The 11249-nt window shown below is 68.0% G+C and carries 10 protein-coding genes; 2 read left to right on the top strand and 8 right to left on the bottom strand.

Translation table 11 applies throughout. From position 1 onward, the window contains the following. The first annotated feature begins 10 nt into the window (after positions 1-10). On the top strand, positions 11-226 hold the full coding sequence (locus tag OG405_RS12200) for an MbtH family protein (RefSeq protein ID WP_327151745.1): 216 nt from the start codon (positions 11-13) through the stop codon (positions 224-226). Positions 227-351: 125 nt separating this feature from the next. Here the strand turns inward: OG405_RS12200 and OG405_RS12195 are convergent, their stop codons facing one another. The 6 genes from OG405_RS12195 to OG405_RS12170 form a co-directional block, all read right to left on the bottom strand. Continuing rightward, positions 352-1530 (bottom strand): lipase family protein, encoded by a 1179-nt coding sequence (locus OG405_RS12195; RefSeq protein ID WP_442790700.1) that lies wholly within the window; start codon positions 1528-1530, stop codon positions 352-354. A gap of 209 nt (positions 1531-1739) precedes the next feature. Further along, the gene (locus OG405_RS12190) at positions 1740-3584 is read right to left on the bottom strand and encodes an arabinosyltransferase C-terminal domain-containing protein (RefSeq protein ID WP_327151743.1); all 1845 of its coding nucleotides are present in this window, start codon (positions 3582-3584) and stop codon (positions 1740-1742) included. Positions 3585-3763: 179 nt separating this feature from the next. Continuing rightward, positions 3764-4708, bottom strand: coding sequence for an RNA polymerase sigma-70 factor (locus OG405_RS12185; RefSeq protein ID WP_327151742.1), 945 nt, complete (start codon positions 4706-4708; stop codon positions 3764-3766). 107 nt (positions 4709-4815) lie between these two features. Beyond that, on the bottom strand, positions 4816-6009 hold the full coding sequence (locus OG405_RS12180) for an NAD(P)/FAD-dependent oxidoreductase (RefSeq protein WP_327151741.1): 1194 nt from the start codon (positions 6007-6009) through the stop codon (positions 4816-4818). A 167-nt stretch (positions 6010-6176) separates the two neighbouring features. Then, complete coding sequence (gene helR / locus OG405_RS12175; protein ID WP_327151740.1) at positions 6177-8381, bottom strand: RNA polymerase recycling motor ATPase HelR; 2205 nt, start codon at positions 8379-8381, stop codon at positions 6177-6179. A 160-nt stretch (positions 8382-8541) separates the two neighbouring features. Then, positions 8542-9393, bottom strand: a complete 852-nt coding sequence (locus OG405_RS12170) for a helix-turn-helix transcriptional regulator (protein ID WP_327151739.1) — start codon at positions 9391-9393, stop codon at positions 8542-8544. Between the two features lie 100 nt (positions 9394-9493). Here OG405_RS12170 and OG405_RS12165 point away from each other — a divergent pair, with 100 nt between their 5' ends. Beyond that, positions 9494-10045: a YceI family protein gene (locus OG405_RS12165; protein WP_327151738.1), complete on the top strand. Its 552-nt coding sequence runs from the start codon at positions 9494-9496 to the stop codon at positions 10043-10045. Positions 10046-10117: 72 nt separating this feature from the next. On the opposite strand, the gene OG405_RS12160 is transcribed toward OG405_RS12165, so the two are convergent. Together OG405_RS12160 and OG405_RS12155 are read right to left on the bottom strand one after the other, a co-directional pair. Continuing rightward, positions 10118-10717, bottom strand: coding sequence for a chloramphenicol phosphotransferase CPT family protein (locus OG405_RS12160; RefSeq protein ID WP_327151737.1), 600 nt, complete (start codon positions 10715-10717; stop codon positions 10118-10120). Positions 10718-10973: 256 nt separating this feature from the next. After that, complete coding sequence (locus OG405_RS12155; protein ID WP_327151736.1) at positions 10974-11156, bottom strand: hypothetical protein; 183 nt, start codon at positions 11154-11156, stop codon at positions 10974-10976. Between the last annotated feature and the right edge of the window lie 93 nt (positions 11157-11249).

The following is an 11249-nucleotide window of genomic DNA, read 5'->3' as shown; positions in this document are numbered from 1 at the left end:
GAGAGGTGACATGAGCGCGAATCCGTTCGATGACGAGGACGGCCGTTTCTTCGTACTGGCCAACGATGAGGACCAGCACTCTCTGTGGCCGGCTTTCGCCGAGGTACCGCACGGGTGGCGGATCGTCTTCGGTGACAGCAGCCGGGCCGACTGCGTCGACTATGTCGAGCGGAACTGGACCGATATGCGGCCCAGCGGTCTGCGGGATGCGGTAGCGGCCGAGTAGGTCATCCCGATCCGGTTCGCGGGCTGTGCGCTACGTCCGTTCACCGCGCTCTGCTGCGGAACGCGGTTCGCCGCCGATTCCTCCGTCGGATCAGCTGGAACCGCGTCCCGCTCGGTAGTGGGATCTCAGCAGTTGGACGGCGCGGGGTCACCACGGAAGCGGCCTTCGAGCCACATGAGTACGGCGGGCACACCGAGTACCGCGGCGGACAGATGTTCCGGCGATATCGTCAGGTCCGCCTGCACGGGAACGTCGGCTGCGCAATACCGCTGGTTCGTGCGGACGATGGAATCCACCGGAATGAGCGGATCACTGGCCGAATGCCATTCGAAAATGGGCATATCGGGTATTCCGTCGAACAATTCGAGGCTGTTCTCCTCGAGCACCGCTCGCGCCTCGGGATCGGTCACCATCGACATATTGCCCGCGAATTCGGCCACACTGTGTCCGGCTCCGGCGGCCAGGATCTCGTTGGTACATCCGTTCGCCACGGTGTTGCGGGTCAGCAACCCGCGGGTGTTCATCGATTCGCTGATGGGAAAGCGGTCGGGGTATTCGCGTTCGAGCCCGATACCGGCCGCCATGATCAGACCGAATGCCGGATGTGGGTTCGTATTGACCGCCTCGATCATGCGCACCAGATTCATCGGCACGCCCCCGGCCGCCGCACCCGCGATATCGAGTTCGGGAGCGTACTGCGGCGCGAGCGCGGCGGCCCAGGCCGTGGCCATGCCGCCGCCGGAGTAACCGGCCATGGCGACCCGGCTGGTCCGCAGTCCGAGATCGGCCGCTCGGACCGCCCGGATACCGTCCAGGGTGATCTGCCCGCCCAGCCGTGCCGCGCCGTAGGCGAAGGTCGGGCCGAGGTGATCGGGCAGCGCCACACTCCAGCCGCGGGCCAGGACCGCGTTCAACGCGGCAGCCTCGCGGACCTGCAAGGTGGGGTCAGGGGTGTAGAGCACCCGGGAGACCGCGCACCGGCTGCCGAGCCCGTTGATGATGTGCTGGTAGGACAGCAACGGCCCGTCGGGCACCCGCCACCGCGGGGTGAGCACCGTCGAGGTCGCCGCGATCGGATCCCCCGTCGAATCGGTCGAGCGGAATTTCACCAGGGTCACGGTGGTCCCGGGGAATATCGGCAGCCCCGGCATCACCCGGGTCTCCAGCACCTCCCCGGGTGATTTCCCGGCGATATCCGCGGGCGCGGAATAGAAAGGATCGGGATCGGGTAGCGGGTAGCTGGGTAGAGCCACGGCTGGGCCCGCCCCGATCACGGATACCACGGCCACTATGCCGGGGAGCACGGCCCCGAGGGCGCGTACGAATAGATTTCGATCAGTTCTCGGAATCTGCACGCGACAAGTATCACGGACTCTCGCGCGATTTGGTGAACACGCGCGTTCCAGTCACGTTGTGTCGCGTCTTCTTCCGGTTCATCGCCGTATCCACGCTGGTCCGGATCTCGCCCGGGACCGTGAAACCGCCGGGTCCCGAGGGACCCGGCGAGCCGCGGCTACCAGGCGACGTTGATATGGCCGGGACTCCACAGACTGGAATGTTTCTCCTGAGCGACAGTGGGCGCTGCCGGTCGTGCCGAGCTGTCGATTGGGGTCAGCCGTTGCAACTGACCCCAATCGTGGCTCCAGTCGTCCCGCAGATAGGTGGCCAGGGTCTGTGAGCGGAGCAACTGGCGGCTCCAGCCCAGCGGTCCGCCACCGTCGTGGCGTTGCCAGAGGTTGGTGGTGTTCGCGGCCGGGCGGTCGGGCAGGATGCGCCAGCCGGGCACCTGGGCGATACCGTCCTTGTGGTCGAACGGCCGCTGGCACGGGAACTGCAGGCCCACTGCCCAATCGAGCAGGACCGGCTGGTCGGAGCCGATCAAGTCGTTGATCGTGCGAGTCTGCGGAATCCGCGGCGGGGTCAACGCGATCCACTGCTCGGGATCGAGGGTTTTGTCCTTCGCGACGATGCGGACCACATCGGCGTCGTCGGGGATCTCGCCCAGCGGTACGCGCAGGTTCCGCCATGACGGGGTCGGGCCGATATCGATGGGCATGACCTGTCCGAGCGACCGCGCGCTCGACGCCGAGTCCGCGACGCCGTATTCGATATCCACGGGCTGGCCCGGCATCACCTCGCCGTCTTGGGTGATCGCCCGGAATCGCCCTGCGGCGGTGACGGCCATGATCCCCTCGCGGTGCCCCGAATCGGGCAACCGGTACCAGCCGGTGGTCAGTTCGGCCGCTTCCCGCTGGCCGGCGGTACCGAGGACCGGTGTGTTGTCCGACAGACCGAAAGGTAGCGGCGCGCCCCCGGTTTGCGTCACCGAGGTGCCGTCGGAGGTGTCCTTCAGTGCGTCGGCGATGCTGTTGTCGTCCTCGGAGCGGGAGTCGTCGGAGGTGACGTCGGCGACCCCGCCCGGGACGAAGCCGGTGGTGTCCGCGGCGAAATTATCCGCCGCGTCACCGGTCAGCGGCGCGAGCATCGAGGCATTCGGGTCGGCTTCGACCAGGACGTCGTTCGCCAGTCCGCACGGTTGCCCCAGTACCGCATCCATATTGGATCGAGCCAGCGAGAACGCCGGATATTGAGTGGCCGCGGCGGTGGCGAAGGAACCCACCTGGAAGATTACGATCACCGCCGCCGCCACGGTGAGCGGCGGAATCTTCACCAGCCGCCAGGCATATTGCGAAACCCGATGCGGTGTGCCCGGTTCCGGCGCTCGTAGGTGCCACCATCCGGCGATCGCCAGGCACAGAACGGCGACGGTCAGGAAGATCTCGCTCATCCCGATTCCGCCGATCGCCGGCGCCGAATCCCACCACGGGATGCCGTGGCCGGAGGCATAGAACCATTTGTTGACGCCGGTGAAGATCTGCGCCATCGCCACCGCCACGATGGCGGCGAACAGCGCGCGATACCGCGGGGCGCGCATCACTTTCGGGCCTACCGCGACCGCCGTGACCACGGTGACCGCACCGGCCAGCCCGGCGAAGACACCGTTGTGCTGGGTGAATTTGGTGGGCACCGTCGCCATCAGCAGCATCGCCCCGAAGGTGATGCCCAGCAGGCGTTTCGCCGGGCCCGAGGTGACGAACGGGATACGCCCGCCCTTGCGTAGCAGCACGAAGGCGCACACCAGCAGCCCGAGCCACATGGCGACGACACCGAAACGGCGCCCGATCGATCCGTCGGCGGTAGGAGTGAACAGGCGCTGATAGGCCTGATAGTCGTCGAACCAGGGCACCGAGGGGCCGACCGCGTTGTGCACCCGGGTCATTTCGAACATGGCCGAGAGCGGTTGGACACCGAAGGCGAACACCAGCACCAGGGTGCCGGCCGCGGCCAGCGGGGCCACCAGGGCGCCGTAGGTGGAGAGGCGCGCGAACCACAGTGCGCTGGGCCCGTACCGTCGAGGCGCGGTATCCAGCGCGCGGGAGGAATCGGGCGAGGGATTCTCAGCCCGCGCTCAGGCCGTGAATTTCCCGTAGCCGTGTGAACTGCGATGATGGCCGGGCCGCATTTCTCGACCGTTGTTCACCGGAGCGACAGCGGAGTCGCGGACTCGACCCGGCCGAGCTTCTCCGGGTTCCGGACGAAATACAGTCCGGAGATCCGCGCGTCCGCCATGTGGAACGCCAGCACGCCTTCGATCACACCGTCCAGGTGCACGACGAGCGCGGGGTTACCGTTGACGAGGATGGGCTGTGCGGTGACGGTGGCCTCGGTCCGGTCGGTACCGCCGACGATGAAACGGCTGACCTTGTCGGCGCCGACGATCGGCCGGCGCGCGGCCTGTTTGATACCGCCGCCATCGCTGACCAGCACCACATCAGGTGCGAGGATATCGAGCAGACCACGGGTGTCACCGGTTTCGAGGGCACGCTGAAACGATTCGACAGCGGCCCGGGCCCGGTCCGGGGAGACTGTCTCGCGTGGACGGCGGGCCGCCACATGCTGCCGCGCGCGGTGGGCGATCTGACGCACCGCCGCAGTGGTCTTCCCGAGACCCGCGGCGATCTCCTCGTAATCGATATCGAAGGCCTCACGCAGTACGAAGACGGCCCGTTCGGTCGGTGTGAGGGTTTCGAGGACGAACATCAGCGCCACCGAGACGCTCTCGGCGAGTTCGACATCCAGAGCCACATCCGGCGCGGTGAGCAGCGGTTCGGGCAGCCATGGGCCGACGTAGGACTCCCGGCGCCGTTTCAGGGAGCGCATCCGGTTCAGCGCCTGCCGGGTGGTGATCCGGACGAGGTAGGCGCGGCCGTCGGCCACACCGTCCATATCGACCTCCACCCACCGCAGCCAGGTCTCCTGCAGGACATCCTCGGCGTCGGCCGCGGATCCGAGCATTTCGTAGGCCACGGTGAAGAGCAGGTTGCGATGGGTGAGGAACGTCTCGGTCGCGGGATCGGCCACGGTGGCCCCTTCCTTCGCGGCCGCCGTCGATCGCCCGCGGCCTTCCGGGCGTGTGTCCACAGTAGGGTCCTCTCTTTCGCCGGCGGCCCCGGCTCGGCCGTCCAGCACTGTCCACCGGCGCCGGACCTCGCGGCAGCGCTCGGTCGCGGGGCCCGGCCGGGGCGCGGTCAGCGGATCTGGCCGGTGGTCAGCCGTGCCGCACCGCGACGCTGTTCCAGGACCTGCCGCCGTCCGTCGTCCTTCGCCCAGGTGTTGGTACCGGGTCGACGCGCTTCGGCCGCCAATTGCTTCACGGTGTGAGCGCAGACGAACTCCTTGAGCAGCGCGCCGGGGCGGCCACCGATATGGAATCCCCGTGCTGTGTCGTCCTTGTGGGCGAACTGGAAGATGCCGCCGCCGCGCCCCAGACTTATGCACTGGCCCGCGAATCCCAGATCGACAGGTGCCGGTAGTTCACCCGCGATACGCCGCAGAACCGTATCGGCGGCGTGTGCGCCCAGCGGTCCGGCGGCTTGGCAACTCATCCGGAACGGCAGATCCGAAGGTGCCGCCGAATCCCCGGCGGCCACGATGTGGTTGTCGTCGACGCTGGTCAAGGTCTCGTCGGTGCGTAGCCTGCCCAGCTCGTCGGTGCTGAGTCCGCTGCGGCGGGCCAGGTCCGGCACTCCGAATCCGGCGGTCCAGATGGTGACCGTGCTCGCCAGTTCGTAGCCGCCACTGAGCCGCACGCTGCCCTCGGTCACTGCGGTGACCGTCGCCTCGGCACCTTCGAGGACCGTCACGCCGAGCCGGTCCAGTCGTCCGGCCACCGAGCGCCGCCCCCGGGGATGCAGGTACGGGCCGAGAATACGACCGCAGACCAGGGTTACCCGGCGGCCTTGTTCCGCCAGTTCGGCCGCTGTCTCGATGCCGGTCGGACCGGACCCGACAACCGTGACCGGGCCGGTGGGCGCGGCGTCCAGTACGGACCGCAGCCGCTGTGCCTCCTCCAGCGTGGCGATCGGGTGGGCGAATTCGGCCGCGCCGGGGACTGTCGGGTCGGCGCTGTCGCTGCCCACGGCGTAGATCAGATGGTCGTAGCCGACCGGCTTTCCGCTCGCTGTCAGCACGCGCCGTTCGGCGACGTCGATTCGCGTCACCGTATCGACGACCAGCCGCACACGCTCACCCAGGACAGTGCGGTAATCGACGACGGCGTCGTCGGACCCGCCCACCAGCTGGTGCAGCCGGATCCGCTCGACGAACGTGGAGCGGGGATTGATCAGGGTTACTTTCAGGTCCTTGCGCTGGGTGAGGCGATCGGCCGCCATCACACCGGCGTATCCGCCGCCGACCACTACGACCTCGGTGTTCTCGGTCATGTTCTTCTCCTCGTCTCGGGGTTCGCACAAGGGACACCGGGGGGCCGACCGTTGTGACATCGAGTGAGGTGGATCACGCTGCTGCCCGCCGGGAAGAAGAATCGCGGGGCGGAGGAATGGGGGGACAGCTCAACAAACAGCAGGACCGGGACGGGCGTATCCGATGGTCACCGCGCGATCTGCCGATCACCGGCCGGAACCGGTGTTCCTGGGTCGGTGAGTCCGCTCAGCGCCGCAGGTAGCGGTTGCCGGTGCAGGACGCCGAGCCGCTGGGTGGCGCGGGTGAGCGCGACGTACAGTTCGGCCGCACCGCGCGGGCCGTCGGCGAGAATCCGCTCCGGTTCCACGACCAGGACGGCGTCGAACTCCAAACCCTTGGTCTCCGACGCCGCTATCGCGCCCGGGATATCCGGTGGACCGATTACGACGCTGGTTCCTTCGCGGCCGGCTTCCGCACTCACGAAGTTCGCTACGGCTGTGGCCAGTTCGTCATCGGTGATCTGCCTGGACCACGGCCGCACACCGCAGGCGCGAACCGATTCCGGTGGCTCGACGCCGGGTGCGAACTCGGCCAGCACCGCGGCCGCGACGGTCATGATCTCCGCAGGGGTGCGGTAGTTCACCGTCAGCGACCGATACACCCAGCGGCCCGGGACGTACGGCTCCAGCATCGAACCCCACGACCGCGCACCGGCCGCCGACCGCCGTTGCGCGAGATCGCCTACGACGGTGAAGGACCGGCCCGGGCAGCGTCGCATCAGTACCCGCCAGTCCATCTCGGACAATTCCTGCGCCTCGTCGACCACCACGTGCCGGTAGGTCCAGTTCCGGTCGGCGGCGGCACGTTCCGCGAGTTCACGGGTATCGCGTTCGACGAAACGATCGGCCAGATCCTCGGCGTACAGCAGATCCTGGGCGAACAGATGATCCTCGTCGTCCATCATGTCGGCCCGGTCGACCATGATGTCCAGGACGCCTGCCGCGTACTCGGCTTCGGCCCGGCGTTCGCGTTCTGCGGCCTGTTCGCCCGAATCGCCGCCACCCAACAGATCCACCAGTTCGTCGAGCAGCGGCACATCCGAGACGGTCCAGGCCGCACCGTCGGCGCGTAAGAGGGTCCGGTCGGCGCCCGCGGCGGCCAGGCGATCGGTGGAGGTATACAGCGTCGCCAGCAAGTTCTCCGGGGTCAGCACCGGCCAGAGCAGGTCCAGCGCGCGGGTGAACTCGGCGCTCTCCGCCAGTTCGGCGATCAGATCCTTGCGCAGGTCCTCCCAGGCGTCCTTGTCCGCGCGCGTGATCCAGCCCCGGCCGATCCGGGCGATGGCTCGTTCGGTGAGGACGTAGGTGACGATCTCGCGGAACACCGCGCGGGCCTCGTTGTGCGGGAGCCCGCTCCCGCGCGCCTCCTCCCGGGCCCATTCGGCGGTCTCGGCATCGATCCGCACGGTGACATCCGCGAGTTCGATCGGCAGCGGCTGCTCCGGCAAACGCTGCCGGTCCCTGATCGCCGCCGCCAGAATCTCCAGGATCCGCAGTGAACCTTTGATACGCGCCGCCGCCGGAGCATCCTCGGCCGTCACGCGCACACCGGGGACGAAATCGCCGGCGGTCATGAAGACCACGTCGGATTCGCCGAGCGAGGGCAGCACCCGGCCGATATGGTTCAGGAACGCCGGGTTGGGCCCGACCACGAGCACACCGTGGCGTTCGATCCGCTCCCGCCGGGCGTACAGCAGATACGCCACCCGATGCAGCGCCACCACGGTCTTCCCGGTGCCCGGGCCACCCTCGATCACCAGCACTCCGGGGTGATCCAGCCGGATGATCTCGTCCTGTTCGGCCTGGATCGTGGCGACGATATCGCGCATCCCCTCGCCCCGCGGTGCGGCGACAGCCGCGAGCAGAGCCGCATCACCGCGTTCCGCACCACCGGGCCGTCCCAGCACTTCATCGGTGAACTCGACGACCCGGCGCCCACGGGAGTGGAACTGCCGGCGGCGCCGCATTTTCTCCGGGTTGGCGGCGGTCGCGGTATAGAACGCCCGCGACGCAGGTGCTCGCCAATCGAGCAACATCGGTTCGTATTCATTCTTCTCGTCGAACAGACCGATACGCCCGATATAGGAGACCTCGGCCGATTCCGAGTCCAACCGGCCGAAACACAGCTTGTTGTCCGCCACATCCAGCCGTTTCACCTCTCCGGCCAGTGCCCGGACCTCGGCGTCACGCTCCAGGAGTGTCGTGCCGTTTCCGCGCAACGCGGCGTGGTACTTCTCCTTCGCCAGCGCACGTTCGGCGTCGAGCCGCGTATAGAGCCCGTCCACGTAGTTCTGTTCGGACCGCAGCTCGTCTTCGTACCCCTGTTCCGACATATGCCCTCACTTCGTTCGACGATCGCTGCCCGTGCGCCGCACCCGGCCGCACTTCCCGGTATCGCGCTCGACGATTCTGCGGCATGACCGGGGCCTTGCCGCAAGGCCCCGGGTCCGCTATATATTGATCATGGAACGGGCTGGAACAGCCCGCACGCGGTCACTGACCAGCGGCTCGTGGCGGCACCAGCCGTAGCGCCTGAGCGGATTCCGGGGCTCGGGCGACGAGCCAGACCACCACGCTCTGCTCGCTGCCGCTCTCCAGGCTCTCGAACGGTACGTCGACCGCGCCCAGGTCCGGATGGCCGAAGCGCAGCGTTGCGGTGACCGGGTGCCCGGGCCCCTGAGGGCGCCAGCGGGTCGCGAACTCGGGAGTCCTGTGCAAGGTGTCGATCGTCTCCCGTAGGCCGGCGTCGCCGGGCCAGCGCAGGCTCGCGCGGCGCAGTGTCTCGGCGAAGGTATCGGCGGCCTCGGACCAGTTGCGCAGTACTTTCCGTGCCATCGGATGCTGGTAGACGTAGCGGGCCAGATTCACCTCGTCCCGGTTGTCCAGGAGACCGAGCGGTGTGACGAAATCCTCCCAGGCCGCGTTCCAGCCCAGTACGTTCAGCCGCCTGCCCAGGACGAATGCCGAGGTGGGGGCGAGTGCCCGCAGCACTGCCTCGATAGTCTCGGGGACCTGTTCGGACTCGCCGGCCGGCTCCGGACAGCTGGCCTCCTGGCATCTGGCGTCGTGGGTGCTGGTCAGCGCGAGCCAGCCGAAGGTGCTGCGCTCCCGTTCGTCGAGCAGCAACGCTGTGGCGAGCGCTTCCACCACCGCGATCGAGGGATTGGTATCGCGGCCCTGTTCGAGCCGGGCCAGGTAATCGGCACTGACACCCGCGCGCACCGCGACTTCCTCCCGCCGCAGCCCTGGAGTACGGCGGCGGCCGCCGGCGGGCAGACCGATATCGCCGGGTCGGAGTTCGGCGCGGCGTCTGACCAGGAACTCCGCGAATGCGTTACGGGCCATATCACTATCGTGCCCTGTCCCGGCCCGCGCAGCCGCGCCTTGTCAGGTCCAGGATAAAGGGGGTCTGGTAAACGGTCCCCGACACCGCGATGGTCGATGCATGACTACACCAGCGGAAACCACCAGCTCCTCCACCGTCCTGCGCGCCGGCGACTGGGCGCTCGACACCGCGCATTCCTCGGTCGCGTTCACTGTCCGGCATCTCGGCATCGCCAAGGTGCGCGGCGGATTCAGCCGCTTCGAGACGGAGTTCGTCGTGGACGAATCGGGCGCGGCGACCATCGGTGCGACTGTTCACCTCGATTCGTTCGACACCGGCAATCCCGACCGTGACGCACATGTCCGCACCGCCGATTTCCTCGATGTCACCAACCGTCCGACGCTGACCTTCCGCGCCCTCGAACCGGTCCGCGTCGCCGATTCGTTCACAGTGGCCGGGGAAGCCACCCTGGGCGGGGTCACCCGGCCGGTCGTTCTGGATGCCGAGTGGGGTGGAATCGGCGATTTCGGTCCCAGTGGCGAACGCCACGCCGGATTCTCGGCGACCGGCACCATCAAGCGCACCGATTTCGGCGTCGGGGGCCTGTTGCCCGGGATGTTGAGCGACGCCGTCAAGATCGAGCTGGAGATCCAGCTCATCGAGCCCGGATAGGCCGGCGCGGTAGCGAACCTGACCACCGGTCCGGGCGCAGTACGCGCCCGGCCCGTTCGGGTGAGCCCATGCTCAGCACACCGTCGGTTCGCGTCGCAATACGGCTCGGGCCAGTTCGGCGGGAGTGCCTGTGGTCGTATCGACAACGGTCGCGTAGGGGAGCCCGTGGTCGTGCACCGCATGTAGATGGCCACGCGCCAGACCGATCGGGTGCCCGCGAGCTCGTTCCCGCTGCTCGGCGACGGGCAGCGGACAGGTGACGCGGACGAGCTGAACCTCCAGACCGGTCAGCGCATCCAGCCACATCGGTAGCAGGTCCGGGGTCAGCAACATCTCGTCGACCACCAGATGATCGCCCCCGCGGGCGAATGCCGCGGCCGCGGCACACGCCGATCGCAGCATCCGCTCTCCGGCCGGACCGTAACGGATCACCACCAGCGGATGCCCGTCGGCGTCATGGCCGGTCCGGTCGTACCAGAACCCGTCGCGGCTGAGCGGACCGTCGCGCCCGCCGCCCCAGTTCGGGGGGACCAGGCCGAAGAGCGTATCGATTCCCCAATAGACGAACGGGATATCGCTCTCGTCCTGGACGGCCCGGGCCAAGGTGGTCTTCCCGGCGCTCGATGTGCCGTTGAGAAAGATGACCCGGCACGGGGGCGCGGTGTTCTGCATACGTCCACGTTATCCAGTGGTTCATCGAGGTCTGTCGGATCGAGCGGATCCCGCGGCCGGTCGCGGAAGCCCTCCGGGAACGATGGTCCGGCCGGTGCCGATCACATGCCGCGGGCGAATCGGCTGTTCTGCCCGGCCAGCGAACGATCCGGGAGGACTGTATCGGCCAGGGCGGCCATCCGGCCCAGGAGGGGGCCGACGTGCGGGGGACGGTCGGTGAGGGTGCGGCGGACGATCTGCGCGCCCTGCTCGGGCGTCAGGGCAGCTGTGTCGCGGTACCGCGCACGATCATCGGGGTGCGCACCAGCAGCATGTACACCGAGCTGAAACGCACTTCGTCAGTGAGTGTTTCGGCGTGCTCACTGGTGGTGAGCGAATCCGGTGCCGCTTTCGAGGCGACATAGGCGCCGTAACCCGGGCCGCCGAACAGGTTCGCCACCGACAGGATATTGACGATGTGTCCCGCCTGTCGCGGATCTCCGCAGGCCACCTGCGCCAACTCCGTTTCCCGCCGAGTTCCCGCCGAGTCGCA

Source organism: Nocardia sp. NBC_01329 (assembly GCF_035956715.1).
GTDB lineage: Bacteria > Actinomycetota > Actinomycetes > Mycobacteriales > Mycobacteriaceae > Nocardia.
The sequence above is the reverse complement of the archived record's forward strand: the minus strand, read 5'-3'. Positions and strand labels throughout refer to the sequence as shown.

Excerpts from the sequence above, each read along its gene's own strand:
- OG405_RS12165 (WP_327151738.1), top strand. The coding sequence starts at position 9,494 with ATGACTACACCAGCGGAAACCACCAGCTCCTCCACCGTCCTGCGCGCC.
- OG405_RS12200 (WP_327151745.1), top strand. The coding sequence starts at position 11 with ATGAGCGCGAATCCGTTCGATGACGAGGACGGCCGTTTCTTCGTACTG.
- helR (WP_327151740.1), bottom strand. The coding sequence starts at position 8,381 with ATGTCGGAACAGGGGTACGAAGACGAGCTGCGGTCCGAACAGAACTAC.
- OG405_RS12170 (WP_327151739.1), bottom strand. The coding sequence starts at position 9,393 with ATGGCCCGTAACGCATTCGCGGAGTTCCTGGTCAGACGCCGCGCCGAA.
- OG405_RS12180 (WP_327151741.1), bottom strand. The coding sequence starts at position 6,009 with ATGACCGAGAACACCGAGGTCGTAGTGGTCGGCGGCGGATACGCCGGT.
- OG405_RS12160 (WP_327151737.1), bottom strand. The coding sequence starts at position 10,717 with ATGCAGAACACCGCGCCCCCGTGCCGGGTCATCTTTCTCAACGGCACA.